Annotated in this window: 24 protein-coding genes and 1 pseudogene; 17 read left to right on the top strand and 8 right to left on the bottom strand. The window is 68.1% G+C overall.

The annotated features are described in order from the left end of the window. Positions 1 to 31 precede the first annotated feature (31 nt). The 5 genes from H7V21_RS11710 to H7V21_RS11690 all read right to left on the bottom strand — a co-directional run bounded on the left by H7V21_RS11710 (position 32) and on the right by H7V21_RS11690 (position 3,193). On the bottom strand, positions 32 to 151 hold the full coding sequence (locus H7V21_RS11710) for a benenodin family lasso peptide (RefSeq protein WP_188053921.1): 120 nt from the start codon (positions 149 to 151) through the stop codon (positions 32 to 34). Positions 152 to 223: 72 nt separating this feature from the next. After that, positions 224 to 859: a GntR family transcriptional regulator gene (locus H7V21_RS11705; RefSeq protein WP_188053920.1), complete on the bottom strand. Its 636-nt coding sequence runs from the start codon at positions 857 to 859 to the stop codon at positions 224 to 226. Next, positions 856 to 1,758, bottom strand: coding sequence for a phytanoyl-CoA dioxygenase family protein (locus H7V21_RS11700; protein WP_188053919.1), 903 nt, complete (start codon positions 1,756 to 1,758; stop codon positions 856 to 858). Before H7V21_RS11700 ends, H7V21_RS11705 begins: the two co-directional genes overlap by 4 nt. Beyond that, positions 1,748 to 2,368 carry an acyl-homoserine-lactone synthase gene (locus H7V21_RS11695; protein ID WP_188053918.1) on the bottom strand — a complete coding sequence of 207 codons (621 nt, stop codon included), beginning with the start codon at positions 2,366 to 2,368 and terminating at the stop codon, positions 1,748 to 1,750. The genes H7V21_RS11700 and H7V21_RS11695 overlap by 11 nt, the downstream gene beginning before the upstream one ends. Before the next feature lie 81 nt (positions 2,369 to 2,449). Beyond that, positions 2,450 to 3,193: a helix-turn-helix transcriptional regulator gene (locus H7V21_RS11690; RefSeq protein WP_262503851.1), complete on the bottom strand. Its 744-nt coding sequence runs from the start codon at positions 3,191 to 3,193 to the stop codon at positions 2,450 to 2,452. Between the two features lie 200 nt (positions 3,194 to 3,393). Between H7V21_RS11690 and H7V21_RS16040 the strand changes: the two are divergent. Together H7V21_RS16040 and H7V21_RS11685 are read left to right on the top strand one after the other, a co-directional pair. Further along, positions 3,394 to 3,534: pseudogene (locus H7V21_RS16040) on the top strand (transcriptional regulator domain-containing protein); the annotation flags it as partial. A 31-nt stretch (positions 3,535 to 3,565) separates the two neighbouring features. Continuing rightward, positions 3,566 to 4,174, top strand: coding sequence for a DUF2285 domain-containing protein (locus tag H7V21_RS11685; RefSeq protein WP_188053916.1), 609 nt, complete (start codon positions 3,566 to 3,568; stop codon positions 4,172 to 4,174). Between the two features lie 3 nt (positions 4,175 to 4,177). Here H7V21_RS11685 and H7V21_RS11680 read toward each other — a convergent pair whose 3' ends face one another. Both H7V21_RS11680 and H7V21_RS11675 read right to left on the bottom strand, forming a co-directional pair. Continuing rightward, positions 4,178 to 4,903, bottom strand: a complete 726-nt coding sequence (locus H7V21_RS11680) for an RES family NAD+ phosphorylase (RefSeq protein WP_188053915.1) — start codon at positions 4,901 to 4,903, stop codon at positions 4,178 to 4,180. Next, positions 4,900 to 5,235, bottom strand: coding sequence for an antitoxin Xre/MbcA/ParS toxin-binding domain-containing protein (locus tag H7V21_RS11675; protein ID WP_223177075.1), 336 nt, complete (start codon positions 5,233 to 5,235; stop codon positions 4,900 to 4,902). The genes H7V21_RS11680 and H7V21_RS11675 overlap by 4 nt, the downstream gene beginning before the upstream one ends. 243 nt (positions 5,236 to 5,478) lie before the next feature. Between H7V21_RS11675 and H7V21_RS11670 the strand changes: the two genes are divergently transcribed. Continuing rightward, the gene (locus tag H7V21_RS11670) at positions 5,479 to 6,819 is read left to right on the top strand and encodes a dihydrolipoyl dehydrogenase family protein (protein ID WP_188053913.1); all 1,341 of its coding nucleotides are present in this window, start codon (positions 5,479 to 5,481) and stop codon (positions 6,817 to 6,819) included. Here H7V21_RS11670 and H7V21_RS11665 read toward each other — a convergent pair. After that, complete coding sequence (locus H7V21_RS11665) at positions 6,816 to 7,253, bottom strand: MerR family transcriptional regulator (RefSeq protein WP_188053912.1); 438 nt, start codon at positions 7,251 to 7,253, stop codon at positions 6,816 to 6,818. The genes H7V21_RS11670 and H7V21_RS11665 overlap by 4 nt on opposite strands. Before the next feature lie 68 nt (positions 7,254 to 7,321). Between H7V21_RS11665 and H7V21_RS11660 the strand changes: the two genes are divergently transcribed. From H7V21_RS11660 to H7V21_RS11595, 14 genes are all read left to right on the top strand, one after another. Then, on the top strand, positions 7,322 to 7,711 hold the full coding sequence (locus H7V21_RS11660) for a hypothetical protein (protein WP_188053911.1): 390 nt from the start codon (positions 7,322 to 7,324) through the stop codon (positions 7,709 to 7,711). After that, positions 7,708 to 7,935, top strand: coding sequence for a GDCCVxC domain-containing (seleno)protein (locus tag H7V21_RS11655; protein WP_262503850.1), 228 nt, complete (start codon positions 7,708 to 7,710; stop codon positions 7,933 to 7,935). Before H7V21_RS11660 ends, H7V21_RS11655 begins: the two co-directional genes overlap by 4 nt. A gap of 682 nt (positions 7,936 to 8,617) precedes the next feature. Next, positions 8,618 to 9,676, top strand: coding sequence for an ArdC family protein (locus H7V21_RS11650; protein ID WP_188053910.1), 1,059 nt, complete (start codon positions 8,618 to 8,620; stop codon positions 9,674 to 9,676). Further along, the gene (locus H7V21_RS11645) at positions 9,673 to 9,903 is read left to right on the top strand and encodes a hypothetical protein (RefSeq protein ID WP_188053909.1); all 231 of its coding nucleotides are present in this window, start codon (positions 9,673 to 9,675) and stop codon (positions 9,901 to 9,903) included. The genes H7V21_RS11650 and H7V21_RS11645 overlap by 4 nt, the downstream gene beginning before the upstream one ends. Next, positions 9,900 to 10,331 (top strand): DUF2958 domain-containing protein, encoded by a 432-nt coding sequence (locus H7V21_RS11640; protein ID WP_188053908.1) that lies wholly within the window; start codon positions 9,900 to 9,902, stop codon positions 10,329 to 10,331. The genes H7V21_RS11645 and H7V21_RS11640 overlap by 4 nt, the downstream gene beginning before the upstream one ends. Positions 10,332 to 10,419: 88 nt before the next feature. Then, positions 10,420 to 12,255 (top strand): ParB/RepB/Spo0J family partition protein, encoded by a 1,836-nt coding sequence (locus tag H7V21_RS11635; RefSeq protein WP_188053907.1) that lies wholly within the window; start codon positions 10,420 to 10,422, stop codon positions 12,253 to 12,255. 107 nt (positions 12,256 to 12,362) lie between these two features. After that, a complete protein-coding gene (locus tag H7V21_RS11630) occupies positions 12,363 to 12,806 on the top strand; it encodes a hypothetical protein (RefSeq protein ID WP_188053906.1) in 444 nt (147 codons plus the stop codon). 219 nt (positions 12,807 to 13,025) lie between these two features. Then, a complete protein-coding gene (locus tag H7V21_RS11625; protein WP_188053905.1) occupies positions 13,026 to 13,301 on the top strand; it encodes a metal/formaldehyde-sensitive transcriptional repressor in 276 nt (91 codons plus the stop codon). 11 nt (positions 13,302 to 13,312) lie between these two features. Beyond that, entirely contained in the window at positions 13,313 to 14,266 is a 954-nt protein-coding gene (gene dmeF, locus H7V21_RS11620; protein ID WP_188053904.1) for a CDF family Co(II)/Ni(II) efflux transporter DmeF, read from the top strand. A 355-nt stretch (positions 14,267 to 14,621) separates the two neighbouring features. Further along, entirely contained in the window at positions 14,622 to 14,942 is a 321-nt protein-coding gene (locus H7V21_RS11615; RefSeq protein ID WP_188053903.1) for a DUF736 domain-containing protein, read from the top strand. A gap of 180 nt (positions 14,943 to 15,122) precedes the next feature. Continuing rightward, positions 15,123 to 15,347 (top strand): helix-turn-helix transcriptional regulator, encoded by a 225-nt coding sequence (locus H7V21_RS11610; protein WP_188053902.1) that lies wholly within the window; start codon positions 15,123 to 15,125, stop codon positions 15,345 to 15,347. Further along, positions 15,340 to 15,921, top strand: a complete 582-nt coding sequence (locus tag H7V21_RS11605; RefSeq protein ID WP_188053901.1) for a S26 family signal peptidase — start codon at positions 15,340 to 15,342, stop codon at positions 15,919 to 15,921. The genes H7V21_RS11610 and H7V21_RS11605 overlap by 8 nt, the downstream gene beginning before the upstream one ends. Before the next feature lie 53 nt (positions 15,922 to 15,974). Then, positions 15,975 to 16,568, top strand: a complete 594-nt coding sequence (locus H7V21_RS11600) for a lytic transglycosylase domain-containing protein (protein ID WP_262504097.1) — start codon at positions 15,975 to 15,977, stop codon at positions 16,566 to 16,568. 305 nt (positions 16,569 to 16,873) lie between these two features. Beyond that, positions 16,874 to 17,233: a hypothetical protein gene (locus tag H7V21_RS11595; RefSeq protein ID WP_262503849.1), complete on the top strand. Its 360-nt coding sequence runs from the start codon at positions 16,874 to 16,876 to the stop codon at positions 17,231 to 17,233. The last annotated feature ends 198 nt before the right edge of the window (positions 17,234 to 17,431 follow it).

The raw sequence follows: 17,431 nt of genomic DNA, 5'->3' as shown, positions 1-17,431 counted from the left end.
GCGCGCAGGCGAAGCGCCTGCGCGCCTTCCCTCAGTCGTCGGTCAGACCAAAGGGGACGAGGCCGAGCGCCTCGTCGCCGATCAGCGGACCGCCGCCTTGCGTCTCGACGCTTGCCGCGCCGAGCTCGATTACGGTGTCTTCGCGTTCCATGATGCACTCCTTTGCCGCCGCGCCAGTGCGGCGGTCCCCGGAGTCTAAAAAGCCGCGGGCGGTATCCGAACTTTATACGGATTCTATATCGTCATTATTTGACGGCCGGTCGTACCGGTAGAAGGCGCGCACGATTTCGAAGGCCTGGCGGCGCCGCCGCCGATGGTAGGCCGCGATTTCCTTTCGAAGCGCGGCAGTGCTGCCGGTCGCGTCTGTGATCGCTTCCAGCTCATCTTGAATGCCCGGCAGGACATTCGGTTCGACAGTCCGAACCGCGTGGAGGCGGTCGTTCATCGCCCGCACGACATAGCCGTGCTCGGCATTGACCGAGTGCCGGGCCAGCCATCCGAAGAGGATGGCGGTCCAGGACGCGAGGTCGCTTTGCTCCACGTCCGGTGGCGAAGCGAGATCGGCTGCGGACGACAGGCGCCGACGCAAGGCGAGGAGCAGCATCTCGGCATTGAGCGCGTAGAGGTCCTCGAGGCCGGGTCCGGTGAGGTGCGGGAGATGAAAGCCGTCGCCGGGGCGGACCTCGACCAGCTGCTCGCCAGCAAGAAGATGCAGCGCATCGCGCACGGGCGTCACGCTGCTCGCCAGTTCGCTCGCCAGGACCGCAGGATCGAGTCGCGCGCCAGGGGCGAAGACGTTGGCCAGGATCCGTTCCCTGAGCGCGCCATAGACGCGCTCCGAGGTCGGACCCGAATTCATCCCTCCCGCCGCTGCCGGTCGACGAAGGCTTTGACCAACTCGGCCTGATCGGGTCGCAGTGCATCGACCGCGCCGAGCGGACCCTCGTCCCCGTCGCCAAGCAGGATTGACGGGCACCGGCCTTCGTAATTGCCAAGATTGGGGCGGTGCTGGCGGTAGCCGACCAGCGCCGCCAGCTCGGGCGCGAACCCGCGCGCGACCGGCGGCGGATAGGCGAGCCACTGGTTCTCGTAGGGCTTGAGCCATCCGAGGCAGTAGCTGACGATCATCCCGCGGCGCACTGCGGCGGTCTCGTTTCCGCCCGCGCCGTGCAGGGTCGAACCCAGGAACACAAGCGCGGCGCCGGGCGGCATCGCGGCGACGATCGGATCGCTCTTCGGCTCGGGATCGAGCGCGCGCGCGCCATGACTGCCGGGCCAGATCAACGTCGCGCCGTTATCCGCCATATAATCGGTGAACGGCCACATCACGTTGACCAGATATTCGGTACGGCCGATCTCGCCGCGCCACATGTCCTGGTCGCGGTGCGGCAACTGCGGCAACGCGCCGGGATGAAGCGCGATCGCCTGGGTCAGGTTGAGCTGGATCGTATCGCACCACGGCGACAGCATCCGTTCGGTGACGCCGAGGATCGTCTTGTGCTGGACGAACGAGGCAGCGAGCGGTGAGCGTGCGAGCAGTCGCCCGAACCGCTTGGTCCGGCGGCCGTAAAAGCCGCCCTCGCAAAAGGGCGTCTCGTCGAACGCCTGGGCGAAATCGGCTTCGAGTGCGGCCACGGTCTCGACCGGCATGGCATCGTGAATGATGCACCAGCCCTGTTCGCCGAGCAGATCGGCATAGCGATCGATCGCATCCGAAACCGGAGCGGCGGCTGTTCTCTCGATCGGTTCAGGCAGCATGGCGGCGCTCTCCGATCACGGTCGCGACCGGCTGATAGATGCCGGCACGCGCAAGCAGCGACGGCGTGTCGGGGCCGATCTCTATGGCGAGCGCGCCGAGCAGCGTGCCGTCGATGGTTTGCGGGAGGCCGAGCGGGCGGCAGATCCAGCCGAAGCTCAATATCTGCTGCAGCCAGCCCATCTCGGCGACCCCGGTGTAGCGCTGGATGCCTGCGGCGAGTGCATGATCGACCAGCGCGCTCACCAGCTGATTGCGCACCATGAGCCGTTCGCGCGCGCGCAGGCGGCGATCGAGGCAGAAGCGCGTGATCTCGGCGATGCCGGGACCGCTCGGCACCTCGTCTTCGCACAGCTCGGGATAGAGCTCGCCGAGGATGTGCGGGCGCGTCGTGTCGAGCAGTCGCGCCGATCCGAGATGCCGGCCGTTGGAGTCGGTCAGCACCAGATAGCGGGCGTGGGGATCGTCGAACTGGTCGACCTCGAAGCGGCCGGCGAGCACCGGCACATCCCAGCCGAGCAGATCGACGAACACGCGCTTTCGCGCCTCGAACATCGCGGCGAGCACCGCGTCCGCGGCGGGATCCCCGCCATCTTCGAATAGGTGAAGCATGTTCCGAACCTCCGATCGCGTCGATTGCGCGCGAAGGATCGGACGGTATGCGCGGGAGCGATATGCCCAGAAATGGGCATATCAGCGGCGGAAGATATCGGTGAAGCTGATCGTTCCGTCGAACAAGGCCCGGACGATGAGCGATGTTCGTTTTTCCACCCCGTAGCGCTCGCGCGCCTGCTTGATATGGCGCACGACCGTTTCCGGACTGATGCCGATGATCCGGCTGATCTCCCAGTCGGACTTGCCGCGCGCCGCCCAGATCAGGCAGTCGCGCTGCCGGTCGGTGATGATCGGGTGCGGCATCGGCCCCAGCGCTTTCGACCGCCACATCCGCCGCGCGCCCTCGAACGCGAACGCGCCCGCAAGCTGCGCGAGCGGAAGAATCCGCATCGGCAGCGGCTGGCCGGTCGGGCACGCAAACGAGCACGATCCGCGCGCTTCGCCCGGCACATGCGCCGGCACCGTGAAGCCGTCGCCCAAACCCTCCTCGCGCGCGAGCGCCAGGATCAGCCGGTCGGAAGGCGTCATCGCGATCAGGCGCGGCAGCTCGCGCCAGGTGAAACCGACGCTGGTCACATGGCTCGCGCGATGAACCGGATCGGAAACTGCGAGCCGGTTGTCGTCGAAATAGTCGACCCAGTTGTCGGGATAATTGTGCAGCCGCATCGCCGCGCCGGGTGGCCGCTCGGCATCGACATGATGGGTCAGCGCGAAATAGTCGAACCCGAGTTCGGCCGTGATCTCGGTGATCGCGCTGTGCAGGTCGTCGGACGTTTCGGTCTCATCGATCGCGCGGCAGAAGGCTTCGGCTCTCGCCAACATGCCCATTGGGCGTCGTCTCGATCACGGGCGACGCCTCAAGTCGCCCGAAGTCCCGCGATCGGCCTTTCTTTGGTTGAGCGCACCGTCGGGGCCTCACGCCGTCGACACGCGACTGCATCGCAACACCCATATTACAGCTTCCGATTCAGCGCCACAGCCCGTTTGATCCGTTATCGCTCCACCGCGTGTGGCAGCGGCTGATGGGGCGCGGCGGCGTCAGCGATTGGCGCGACGAACAGAATTATCGCCGGCTTCGCGCGATCGACCGCGCCGGCCTGATGTGGGAGTGGCTCCGCCGCGACGAGGCGTATGTGGCGTGGCAGGTCCGCGCGAGCGCGGCAACGCAGGGCGCAGGACCGCTGAGGCGCGCCGATGCGCGCCGGTGGGGGCTCCACTTTCGCCGAGGATCCGGGTCTCGCGGCCCCGGATGCCCGGATCATCTGGCATGCCGATCTCGATCCGAGCGCGATCGCTGCGGTCGCCGTCGCCGCTACGGAATCGGGTCCGAACACGATTGACTCGGGGCGGCTGGCGCCCTGGCTGTCGGCGGCGGTCGATGACGACGGTGTCGAGCACATTGTGCTCTCCGACGGCTGGCAGCATATCCGTATCGATATCGAAGTCGGTAGCCTGCTAGCCGGTGTGCCCGTAACCCTCCACTATCGCCTCGCCGGGCTCGCCGATGCCGAGCCCAAGCTGCTACCGCTGCGCCGGCTGATCGAGCTGGTGCGCCACCGCCGGTTCCTGCGGACGCTGATCGCTCCCGACGTCCGGATGACGCGCCACCTGCTCGCGCTTCGCGTCCATGACGCGCTCGCCGCCGGTGCTAGCCAGCGCGAAATCGCCGATGTCCTGTTTGGCAGCGTTGCCGAAGCGAACGACCGCGCCGACTCGCTGCGGTCGCGCGTCCGGCGCTTGGCGCGCGAATCGCGGCGGTTGGCAAGCGGCGGCTGGCGCACGCTGATGCGCGGCCGCCGGTGATCGTCAGACGGGGTCGTCGTCGATGCGGAAGACCTCGCCATTGCTGGCGTCGCGATAGAAATCGACGCGCGCGCCGTTCCAGTGATAGTCGAGATGGCGGCCCTGGATCGGTCCCGAGGCAAGGTCGGGATAGAAAAGGCCGACGCATTCACCACCGCGGTGACGGCAGCTCGGATAGGCGATGCCGTCGCTCCCGGCGGCGCGGAGCGCCGCGCCGAGCGCCTGGCCCGCGGCGTGGCTGTCCGGGTCGAGCGCGGCGTCGAAGGCGCCGGCACCTTTCCGCAAGTCATGTGCCGTCAGGTCGATGTCGAGCACGATCTCGCGGAATTGCGAGGTCCAGCCCTCGGGCTCGGCGGTTCGCGCCATGAACCGCGCATGGTGATGCACGGTCTCGGCAAGCGCGGTCTCGAAGGCGTTTCCGGCGTAGAGCACCCCATAGTCGCCCTTGGTGAACCGGCTCGGCCGGTCGGTGCTGACATGGGTGAACGGCCCCATAAGATAGCTCGCGCCCGGACCGCCGACGCGCCGGTTGGGCGGGACCAGGTCGATATTGCCCAGCGTCTCCATCAACCGCGGATTGCTCTTCTGTTCGGCCGAGATCAGTAGCGGCCAGTCGGCGGGGTCGGCGATGTCCTCGAACAGGTCGATCGGCGGATGGACGCTGCGGATGATCCGGCGCGCGCCCAGCCAGCTGACGGAACTGGTCGGAACCTTGGCCGGATCGATCACCAGCCGCCGCGCTCTGCGTCGAGATAGCGCCGCACGCGCATCAGGTCGGTGAGCTCGCCGCCCAACATGACCTCGAGCGCCGAACGGCCGCCGAAGGCATCGTTGGGCGCCTTGATCCAGCGATAGCCGCGCGCCGCATCCTCGAAGATGATCCTAAGCGCCTTGTGGATGCCAAGGAGGTTCGACAGCCGCGCCCTGCCGTCGCGGTCGATCCGGCCAAGATCGCCCGCTTTCCAACGGCCATAGCTGCGCACCGGCATGTCGAGCAACGTCGCCGCCTGCTCGTCGGTGATGTCCCAATGCGCGAACAGCCGGACGGCGGCGCGGAACATCGCCGCGGCTTCCTCTTCGGTCACCGGGACGGGTACGAACGGCGGCGCATCGGTCGCCACACGGGTCAGAACGGCCATTGATCGTCTCCTGCCATATGGCAGCATGTACGGATATTGTTGCCATTTGGCAAGTTGGAGTTTCCGTCATGATAGGGTGTCGCGCCACGGTCGGGCGTATCCCACCCAATTACATGAAACCTGTAGTTGCTCCAGCTACATTGGACTGAGCTGGAGGTATCCGCCATGGACTTCGATCTTGTTGTAATCGGCACCGGCACGGCAGCGATGGTTGCGGCGATGCGCGTTCGCGGCGCGGGCTGGAGTGTGGCAGTCATAGACGAGAAGCCGTTCGGCGGAACATGCGCTCTTCGTGGCTGTGATCCCAAGAAGATGCTCGTCGCCGGAGCCGAGGTCATCGACGCAGAGCGGCGAATGCAGGGCAAGGGCATTGCCGGCGATGTGCACGTCGATTGGGCCGACCTGATTGCGTTCAAGCGTGGGTTCACCGATCCCGTGCCGGAAAAGCATGGGCGCCGCTACCACGAGAAAGGCATCGCGACCTTTCGCGGCCATGCCCGGTTTACCGGGGTAAACAGCCTCTCGGTAGCCGGCACGGAATTGCGAGGCCGCCACATCCTGATAGCGTCTGGCGCAGAACCGATACGACTCGACATTCCTGGCGCGGAGCATCTCGTGGACAACGAGGCGTTCCTCGCCATGGAGAGCCTGCCGCGCCGGATCGCGCTGGTCGGCGGTGGCTATATAGCAGCGGAGTTTTCGCACATCGCGGCTCGCGCGGGAGCCCAGGTGACTGTCCTCCAGCGTGGCCCGCGCATGCTGCCTCAGTTTGAACCGGAGCTGGTCGGCTGGCTCATGGACGCCTTCAACACGATCGGCGTCCGGGTGCTCACCAAAACCGCCGTCACGGCGATTGAGAAGAGCGGCGATGCCTTCGCGATATGCGCAGAAACGAACGGCGAGACGGTCACCGTTCACGCCGATCTGGTCGTCCACGCGGCTGGCCGCGCTCCCGCGTTGGACCGGCTCAACCTCGCGGCGGCAAATGTCGCGGTCGAGCGAGGCCGCCTGCGACTGAACGACTTTCTTCAAAGCGTATCGAACCCTGCCGTTTATGCCGCCGGCGACGCGGCACAGATGGGGCCTCCCTTGACTCCGGTTTCCAGTCATGACGCCAAAGTGGTCGCGGCGAACCTGATCGATGGCAATCATCGGAAGCCGGACTATCGCGGGGTGCCGAGCGTGGCTTTCACGCTGCCGCCGATCGCAGCCGTCGGCATGGGAGAGGACGAAGCAACAAATGCCGGATTGCGCTTCCAGGCGAAGTCAGAGCGAGCCTCAGACTGGTATACTGCCCGCCGAGTGGCCGAACCGGTTTATGGCTACAAGACGCTCGTCGAGGAAGGAACCGGTCGGATCGTCGGCGCGCATATCGTTGGACCGCATGCCGACGAGGTAATCAACCTCTTCGGCCTGGCGATCCGGCACGGACTAACGGCGGATGACCTCAAGAGCACCATGTTCGCTTATCCGACGGGCGCATCGGACATCGGATCCATGCTCTAGTTTCGCCTTTTGCGACACGCGTTGTTGTCCGCCGGCGGGGCCACGTCGAGGAGGTCGATTACCGCGCATTCGGGGACTGCCTCACCCGAGCAATGGTCGATCGTCTGTGAGAGCAGCCTTTCGAGCTTCGCGAGATCGCCTATCTTTGCGCGAACTTGTTCGAGGTGGCGCGTGGCGATCTCACGCACCTCGCCGCAGCACGCAGTACCGGGTCCACCGAGGTTGAGGAATGCCCGGACCTCGTTGGGCGTGAAACCGAGTTCGCGTGCGCGCTTGATGAAGCCGAGCGCCCGAACATGATGGTCCTCGTAGATTCGGTGCCCACCGTCCGTGCGCGGCGGAGCGGCGACAATGCCGACCTTCTCGAAGTAGCGGATCGTCTCGATGTTGACGCCCGTTCGCCGTGAAAGCTCGCCGATGGTGATCCGCGCCATGAAGAAACTGCTTGAACCTGTAGTGACTACAGGTGGCACATAACAGCGAATCTAGATGGAGACGACGGTTGATTGACGGAATTTCGACGCCCGCGCGGCGCCTGAGCGATGCTGATCGGGGCGTGGCGAGCCTTGGCGCCCTGGCCAGCATCGGGGCGCTCTTCTCCGCGACCGCTTGCTGCATTTTGCCGCTCGCGCTCGGAGCCGTCGGCGTTGGCGGTCTCGCCGCAGTGGTTCCGTTCCACTGGCCGCTGACCGTAGCGGCCATGGTCGCGGTAGCAGCGGGCTGGTTTCTTTACGCGCGCAAGCGACGCGCATGTGCCGCTGCTGCATGTACGGTCTCTCCACCCGCCCGAGCTACGTTCGCCATGCTCTGTGTGGCCACGGTCATTGTAGGCATCTCGTCGATCTGGGGCTTCATCGAGCAGCCTTTGATGCGGATGCTTGGAGGCGCATGATGCAGCTTGTCTCGACGCTCACCTGTCCGAGCTGCGGCCAGTCCTCGACAGAGACGATGCCCACCAACGCGTGCCAGTTCTTCTACGACTGTCCACACTGCGAAACACTGTTGCGCCCGAACAAAGGCGATTGCTGCGTCTTCTGCTCCTATGGCGACGTGCCGTGCCCGCCGATCCAGGAGGCCGGCGACAGCGGCGAACGGCCGGGCTGCTGCGCGCCCTGATCGATAGCTCGGCCACTTGTCGGCTTGCGCTTCTTCAAAATCCAGCTCGCCACACTGTTCCCCGTTCTTCCGGCGCCTCGCGCCTGAGGTCGGCGCGACCGCGCTCTATGGCTCGGGCTTCGCCCGTCGCCCCCGAGCCCCGCTTCGCGGCTCTCGGCCTGACGGTGACGATCGCTGGCGCGGCCAGCGGAGCTGGCCCCTAGCGGCGCGGGGCTATGGACGCGCTCCGGCGGCGCGAAGCTTGCCGGGGCGCGGCGCTTGATCGCGGCCCCGCGGGCGCTCCGGCTTTGCGTCCGGGCCTCGCGCCCGGTTTCGGGACGGACGACAGGTCCCCTCCGTCCTCGAAGCCCGGTCGACTTCGGCCGATCCGGCCGCGCCGCCGGGGCGCCCCTCCTTGTTCGGGCGGCCGCGTGCGGCCGCTTGCCAGTCGACGCCGCGCACGCGCGGCGGCGCTGTTTGAGGCCTTCCCGTCAAGCGGGCGTGGGCGGCGCTCCCGGTTAGGCCCGCCCGCGTCGGCGGCAAGCCGGCCCTTCGACTTCGCTCCGGACCGGCTCCTTCGCTTCGCTGCGGCCCTGCGGGTGCCGCCGCCGCTCGCGGCGGGCCTCTCCGGTCGCCTGGGTGCCGCCCACCCCCGCTTTTCCGGGGCGGCCATGCGGATTTTGGGCGGGGCGGGAGACGAGCGATGCGCCAGACCTCAACCCCAAGCGCGCGCGGCCAGCGCCGGACCCGCGCCGCCCAAGGCGGCGCGAAGCGCGACACCGCGACCAATGCCGAACCGGCGCGCGCCAGCCTCTATGACGAAGTAACCGCCCGCATCCTTGCCGAGCTTGAGGCCGGGCGCTTCCCGTGGGTCCAGCCCTGGGCGGCATCGCCCGACGCGGGCGGCGTCGCGGCGGGCCTCCCGCGCAATGCGCTCACCGCGCGGACCTATTCGGGGGTCAATATCCTCATCCTGTGGGGCGCGGTGATCGAGCACGGCTATCCGTCGCAAAGCTGGCTGACCTTCAAGCAGGCGTTGGAGGCGGGCGGCAGCGTCCGCAAGGGCGAGCGCGGCACCACCGTCGTTTATGCCGACCGCTTCACCCCCGCGACCGAGAAACGCCGCGCCGAGCGCGAGGGCGGCGACGCCAAGGCCATTCCCTTCCTCAAACGCTTCACCGTGTTCAACGTCGCGCAATGCGAAGGGCTGCGCCCCGGCCTCGCGCCCGACCCCGTCCCCTTGCCCGAGCGCGAAATCGTGCCGGTCGCGGAAAGCGTGATCGCCGCCTCGGGCGTCGATTTTCGCATCGGCGGCAACCGCGCGTTCTATGTTCCCGCCCAAGACTTCGTCCAAGTGCCGCCGCAGCCCGCTTTCTTCGAGCAGGTGAACTACTACCGGACCTGCCTTCACGAACTTACCCATGCCACCGGCCACCCGTCGCGGCTCGCGCGCAAGCTTGCGACCAGCTTCGGCAGCAAGGATTACGCCCGCGAGGAGCTGATCGCCGAAATGGGATCGGCGTTCCTCTGCGCCGCGCTCGGCATCACGCCCACCGTCCGCCACGCCGACTATCTCGGCGCTTGGCTTGAGGTGCTGCGCGAGGACAATCGCGCGATCTTCCGCGCCGCCAGCGCCGCCTCAAAAGCCGCCGACTGGTTGCTCGCGCGCCATGCCTGTCCCGAGCAGAGTCGCGGGGCGAGCGGCGCACAGGACGAGGACGGCGCGATGGCGGTTGCCGCATCCGAACGGTGCGCGGCGTGACCCGCACGACCCCACCCCAAGCGGGTTTCGCGGTCGAGGCGACGCCAATCGGCGCGCAGACCCTCGTTCCCGGCGTCCAGCCGATCACCCCGCGCGACCGGCTCGAATGGCGCGCCGCCGCTCCGCTTGAGCCGAAAAAGCCGCAGCGCCCCTGCGACCTTGGGCTGTTCGACACGAACGCCCGCAACCAGCTCGATCTGTTCGCCGCCCGAAAGGATGCCCCATGATGCTGTTGACCCCCGACCAACGCGCGGCGCTCCGCGCCAACGCCATCGCGCATCGCGACGCCATGCAGCACGGCGGGAGCGAACCCGACCCCGCCCCGGTGGTCAAGCTGTTCAACCCGGTAGGCGCGGCGACATGGCTCGCGACCGAACTCGACGCCGACGGCGACACCTTGTTCGGGTTGGCCGACCTCGGCTTCGGCTGTCCCGAGCTTGGCGGTTTCAGCCTTACGGAGATCGAGGCGCTGCGGCTACCCTTCGGCCTCGCGGTCGAGCGTGACCTGTGTTTCGAGACGGCCCTGCCGCTGTCGGTCTGGGCCGACGCCGCGCGCCGGGCCGGGTCGATCAGCGCCGCCGAACCCACGCTGCGCGCCGCCGAGCGCGCCCGCCCATCCACCGAGCTTCCGCCGCCCGAGGAAGGCGGCGGCTGACGCGGGCGGCCGTCCGCCGCTCACCCGAAAGCCGGTCCCGCGTCCGCTTCATCAGTCACGGGACCGGCGCTCACGAAGGAGCAGACCCATGAAACTCGATTTTATCCCCTTGGACAAGCTGTCGATCAGCAAGGCCAATATGCGCTACGGCAAAAAGGCCCCCGACGTGTCGGACATATTGCCGACCATCCGCGCGCGGGGCGTCATCCAGCCGGTCATCGTCCGCCCCAATTGCGGACCCGGCCAGTTCGAGATCGTTGCCGGGAGCCGCCGCTTCCACGCCGCCAAGATCGTCGCCGACGAGCGCCGTTCGGGGGGCGACCCCGACGCCGAGCCGATGCCCTGCGCCATCCTCGACGACGGCGACGACGCCGCCGCGATCGAAGCCTCGATGATCGAGAATATGGCGCGGCTCGACGCCGACGAGGTAAGCCAGTGGGAGAGCTTCACCCGGCTGGTCAAGGAAGGCCGCAAGGTGGACGAGATCGCCGCCACCTTCGGATTGCCCGACCTGACCGTCCGCCGTGTGCTCGCGCTCGGCAATCTGCTGCCGCGCATCCGCGACCTCTACCGGCGCGAGGAGATCGACGCCGCGACCGTCCGCCATCTGACGCTCGCCAGCAAGAGCCAGCAAAAGGCGTGGCTGGCGCTCGCCGACGACCCGGAAGCCTATCTGCCGACCGGCCATCAATTGAAGGGCTGGCTGTTCGGCGGCGCGTCGGTCTGCGCGGCCCACGCCCTGTTCGACGTCGAGGCGAGTGGCCTTGCCACCATCGCCGACCTGTTCGGCGAGGACCGCTATTTCGCCGACGCCGATGCCTTCTGGGCCGCGCAGAACGAAGCCGTCGAGGCGCGCCGCGCCGCCGCGATCGAGGCGGGCTGGGCCGATGCGGTGGTGGTCCCGCCCGACGAGCATTTCGCGACGTGGGAGTATGAGAAGGCGGGCAAAAGGAAGGGCGGGCGCGTCTATCTCGACGTGCGGTCGAGCGGCGAGGTGATCGTCCACGAAGGCTATGTCAGCCGCCGCGAAGCCGCCCGGCTCGCCAAGGCCGAGGCTACCGGCACCGGCCACAAGCCCGCTCGCCCCGAGCTGACCAGCACGATGCAGACCTATATCGACCTGCATCGTCACGCCGCCGTGCGCGCCGCGCTCACGACGCACAGCGGCGTCGCGCTGCGCTTGATGGTCGCCCATGCGATCGTCGGCTCGCACCTGTGGCGCGTCGCCCCCGAGCCGCAATCGACGCGCAACGACGATGTGCGCGAGAGCGTCGAGACCTGCGTCGCCGAAACCGCGTTCGACGAGCGCCGCCGCGCGGTGCTGTTGGTGCTCGGCTTCTCGCCCGAGGAACCCACCGTCACCGGCGGCAACGGCGACGATTACGGTCTGGTCGGCGTGTTCCAGCGGCTGCTCGACCTGCCCGACAACGTCGTTCTGGAGGTGATCGCCTGTCTTATCGGCGAGACGCTGGCGGCGGGAAGCGCCGCCGTCGAGGCGGTCGGCGTCGAGATCGGGGTCGATATGACCCGATACTGGCAGGCGGACGACGCCTTCTTCGCGCTTCTCCGCGACAAGGAGGTGCTGACCCGGATCGTCGCCGAGGTCGCGGGCGAAAATGTCGCCGCCGCCAACGCCCAGGAGAAGACCAAGACCATGAAGCGCATCATCCGCGATCATCTGGCGGGCGAGAATGGCCGCGCCAAGGTCGAGGGGTGGGTGCCGCGCTGGATGGCGTTCCCGCCCGCCGCCTACACCGCGCGCGGCGGCGTCGGCACGGTCGCGGCCCACGCCAAGGCCGAGGCCGCGCGCGAGATCGAAGCGCAATCGGGCGGCGACGACGAGCCCGACCCGACCGCGCCGGGCGCGGCGGTCGCGCCGCCGGACTCTGACGACGGGGCCGACACCGTGCCGCTCGCGGCGTGAGCCTGTCGGGGAGCGGTTAGTCGCCGCTCCCCGCTTTCTCGACCCTCAAAATCCGGCCGCGCGCCTCGGCCGTTCGGCCTCGGGGCGCGGGAAAAAGGAGAACTATCATGGCCGACCGTGTGTCCGTCACCATCGCCATCGGCGGCACGCTTGCCGCCAGCCGGCGGGAAACGCTCGCCGATCTGATCGCCGACGAAGGCCTGTCGCTCGAATGGGACGGCCCGCCGTTCGACGCGAGCCAGTTCCCCGATGCGGCACCGCTTACGCTTCATGCGCACGAGGTCGCCTGGGGCCGCGTCGATCATCTCGAGGCCTTCTGCGTCGCGCATAAGTTGCCGTTCGCGCGCTGGTCGGGGAGCTATCCCGGCCTGTGGGATCCGGAGCGCGTCGTGTTCACGGGCGACGGCGAGCCGCGATCCTTCGGCGCGAGCGAGGACGATTACGTTATGATCGGCCGTCATACCGCCGAAGCGCTCGGTTCCTACGAAGCGATCATCGCCAATTTCGATGCCGCGGATTTTGCGATCCCGCCGCTTCGCATCGGCACCTGAAAAATCGGCCGCGCCCCGGTCCCGATAGGGACGGGGGACGCGGCATCGCGGTTCGCTGAACCAGCCGAACCGCGCGATGGAAGGTCGGCATACCGCCTTCGGAGCAGCGCCGACTGCCCGATCATCGCATCCAAGTCATCGTCGACGGCATTCCTTCGATGACGCTGCTGGCCAAACTCGCCGTTGCCAACTAGCCCATATGGTATAGGGGGCTACCCTATGGCGCACACTTCTTCCAACCAGACTCAGCTGATCGCGCGCGTCCGGCGGATCGCCGGGCAGATCGCCGCGATCGAGCGCGCGATCGAAGAGGAGGCGGGCTGCGCGTCCGTTCTTCATCAGGTCGCGGGTGCGCGCGGCGCGATCAACGGGCTCATGGACGAGCTCGTCGAGGACCATGTCCGCGAGCATGTCGCGCGGCCCGATCTCAGCGACGCCCAGCGCGCGGCGGGTGCCGAGGAGCTGATCGCGGCGGTGCGGCGCTACGCCAAATGAGGACGGATTCCATGCAATTCGACGAACAGGTCGCGGACCTTACCCACGATCACGTCTTTCTCGGCGAGCGCCACGACGACAACGCGCGGCGCACTTTATGGGTCGTCGCGCTGACGGCGGTGATGATGGTCGGCGAGATCATCGCCGGCACGATCTTCAACTCCATGGCGCTGCTCGCCGACGGCTTCCACATGGCCACCCATGCCGGCGCGCTCGCCGTCGCGGCGGGCGCTTACGCATTCGCCAAACGCCATGCCCGCACCCGCCGCTTCACCTTCGGGACGGGCAAGGTCGGCGATCTCGCCGGCTTCGCCTCCGCGCTGGCGCTGGCGCTCGTCGCGATCGGCATCGGCGTCGAATCGGTGGGGCGGTTGTTCGATCCCCGTCCCGTCGCATTCACCGAGGCGACGGTCGTCGCCGTCATCGGCCTCATCGTGAACATCGTCAGCGCGCTGCTGCTGGCGGGCGGCCATCACGACGGTCACGATCATGGGCACGGGCATGGCCATGCGCACGGACATGAGCACGAGCATCGCCATCACGACCACTCCGCGCGGCACCACGACAACAATCTGCGCTCCGCCTTCGTCCATGTTCTCGCCGATGCGCTGACCTCCGTGCTTGCGATCGCGGCCCTGCTGTCGGGCGCCTATCTCGGATGGGTATGGCTCGATCCGGTGATGGGGATCGTCGGCGCGGCGGTGATCGCGGTGTGGGCGTGGAACCTGTTGCGTGACACCGCTGCGGTTCTGCTCGACACCGCCGATCCGCATCTGGAGAACGAGGTGCGCGAGCATGTCGAAGGCCAAGGCGATGTCCGGATCACCGACCTGCACGTCTGGCGGGTCGGACCCGGCGCGCACGCCGCCATCGTCAGCGTGACCGGCGGCGTCAGCGGCGAAACCGTGCGCTCGCGGCTCGCGCCCGTCCACGAACTCGCGCATGTTACGGTCGAAACGCGCTAGGCATCCGCGGAAAATCCGGCGCGTGAGGCTCGCCTTTTCGTCGGCTGCCCGAGCCCCCGCGCGCGGCGTCAACGAGTCCAGGCAGGCGTCTCCGGCACGTCCGCCCGCCCCGTCATCGGCTCGTGGGGCGCTGACCTGGAACGGTCGCGACGCCCGCAAAACCATCGCCTGACGGGTTATTTCCCCGCCCGTGTGCCACGGGCTCCTCGCGGCCGCTTCGCTCTCAAATAACCCTGCGGCTCCGGTCCTCCGCTGGCGCTCCGGCCTGCCGGTTCGCGGACCCCGCATCGACCGTCCCTCAAGGTCCGCCCATCGCCCGGAAACGGTTCGGGGCGAGAACTCAAGGAGACGCATCATGTCTGCAATCGGTTATGTCACCCGCAGCGGCGAAGGCTTCAAGGGCCAGCTCAAAACGCTTTCGATCCGCACCGACGTCGAGATCGTGCCCAACGTCCGCAAGGCCAACGACCGTCAGCCCGACTATCGGGTGATGGCGAACGGCGTCGAGGTCGGCGCCGGCTGGAACCGCCGCAGCGAGACCACCGGCAACGATTATGTGTCGCTGTCGCTCGCCGCCCCCGAGTTCGGGCCGCGCCGGCTCTACGCCAATCTCGGCCGCGCCGCCGGCCAGGACGACGACGACGCTTTCGCGATCATCTGGAACCCCGCCGATTGATCGCGAACCGGCTCCCGCGCCTCCCCCCGGCGCGGGAGCCGAACGGCGAAGGTTCTCGGCCCCGGGGGAAGGGGGTCGATTTCCGGGGGGGCCGTTTTTCGACCCTGCCCGAGCCGGCCCATGGTCGCCAGACCCGTCCCGAGCGGCGCAATCCCGTGGCCGCCAGCCGGACACAGATTCATGGACGACACCGCCAAGCGCGCGCAGGCGGCGCGCGAAACCTGCCCCTTCCTCACCGCCAAGCAGGCCGCCTTCCACCTCGGCCTCTCGCTCACCGCATTGAAGGAGATGCGCGCGCGCGGCACCGGACCCTTGTGCCGCCTCCACGGCCGCACCTGGCGCTACCATATCGACGACATCGAAGCCTGGTCGACCGCTCGCGCCAGAGGCGGCCGGCATGACTGAGCGCCGCGACTTGCCGCTGTTCGCCTGGGGCGACGCGCTCAGTCGCCAGCGAACGCTCCGCACCCGTGCGCGAGCCCGCGCGACCATCATCGTCGCAGCCGTCGCTTCGGTTCCGCTGCTGGTGACGATCGCCGCCATGCCGGTTCCCCGCCTTGTCTGGAATGCGAGCGCCAGCGCGCCGCTCGGGCTCTACCGGGTGACGCCCGACGCGCCGGTTCGCAGCGGCGATATGGTCATCGCCTGGGTTCCGGACGGCGCGCGAATGCTCGCCGCCCGGCGCCGCTATCTTCCCGCCAATGTGCCGCTGGTGAAGCGCGTCGCCGCCGCGTCGGGCGATACGGTCTGCGCGATCGGCCCGGTGGTCAGCATCAACGGCAGCCCCATCGCCGAACGCCGCCGGTTCGACGGGCACGGCCGCGTCCTGCCCTGGTGGGAAGGATGCGTGACGCTTCGCGCTGGCGAACTGTTCCTGCTGATGGCGGACGCCGCCGATTCGTTCGACGGGCGCTACTTCGGGCCGACCGGCGCGCAAGATGTGCTCGGCCGCGCGCGCCTGCTGTGGCCCGCGTCGTGACGCCGACGAGGCATTGGCGCGGGTGGGCGGCATCGCGCATCGGCTTCGTGGTTCTGGTCGCAGCGGCCGCGAGCCTGGTGGCGCCGCCGGCATCCGCGCGCGCCGATCCGGTGGCGCGATGGGCGCCTTATGTCGCCGAGGCGTCGATGCGCTTCGGGGTTCCGGTAGCCTGGATCGAGCGGGTGATGCGCGCCGAAAGCGGCGGCCGCACGATGCTCGCCGGACGCCCGATCACCAGTCACGCCGGCGCGATGGGGCTGATGCAACTGATGCCCGGCACCTGGGCGGAGATGCGCTCGGCGCACGCGCTCGGCGCCGATCCGCACGATCCGCGCGACAACATCCTCGCCGGGACCGCCTATCTGCGCGCGATGTACGACCGCTTCGGCTATCCGGGCCTGTTCGCCGCCTACAATGCCGGACCGGCGCGCTATGCGGCCTATCTGGCGGGCCGGGCGACATTGCCGGCCGAGACGCGCGGCTATCTCGCGGCCGTGGCGAAGACGGATGCGATCGGCGCGGGTCCGGCCTCACCGGCACCTCCCGAGACGCTGTTCGTCGTCGATCGGACAGCCGGAAGGCGTCCGAACGCGGCCTCGCCGGAGCGCTCGGACGGCGGTTTGTTCGTCCCGCTTTCAGGCCAGTGATCGCACGCGGCGCAAGGAATCGAGCAGGTTCGACTGGCCTGGGAGGGGGTAAGGGCTCGTCTCGGGTCTGCCGAGCATGGCGGCTGCCGAGCCGCCTGTGCAAGGCCGGCGGCCCCTCCAATTTTGCCGTGCAGATGGAGCGCGCTTCGCGCGCGCTTTTGTTCGTTGCCGCACGACAAAATCGGTTCCTCCGCCGCCGCTTCGCGGTGCCGGCGCTAACGCGCCGGCAGCCCTGACAGACGCCTCGCCAACCGCCGGGCGGGGACTGTCCTCGATGAGGAGGACGGTGCTGACAGGAGGCTTCAATGACCATGTATCAACCCATCGGAGCGGCGTCGGATCGCGTGATGGCGACGCTCGTCGCGGGGCTCGAGATCGAGTTCGGACGCGACGCGGGCGAGGCGCTGGCGCGGCAGTTTCTAAGCGCGGAGGAAGCCGATTTCCGCTGGGATGCGCGCGTCTGGGAACGCTGGCTCGGCGCCTATGAATGTCTCGACGACGACGAATATGACCTCGATCGGATCGCGATCTGCGGCCGGCTCGACGGCGAATGGTTCGTGGCGACGATGATCGTCGATGGCGACGGCAATGCGCAGGGAATGCTTGGTTGCCGGCTATTCGAGACCCGCGATGACGCGAGAATGACGCTGGCGATGGCGCACTGATTTCGGCGTCGATCGCGGGGCCGGGGCGCGGTGCGGGACAGCATCGCGTCCCGGCTTTCTCGTGCCTCGGCTTGCCGGGGTTGTGGGACTGGAACGGTCTGAAGGGGGCGAATTCAGGACTTGAGCGGCGTAAGGCAAGATAAAGGAACGGCACCCCTGGCACCGTAACCTGTTGTCTGCACATCTTTTTCTCGCCTG

It is taken from the genome of Sphingosinithalassobacter sp. CS137 (genome assembly GCF_014334115.1).
Taxonomy (GTDB): Bacteria; Pseudomonadota; Alphaproteobacteria; order Sphingomonadales; family Sphingomonadaceae; genus Sphingomonas.
The sequence above is the reverse complement of the archived record's forward strand: the minus strand, read 5'-3'. Positions and strand labels throughout refer to the sequence as shown.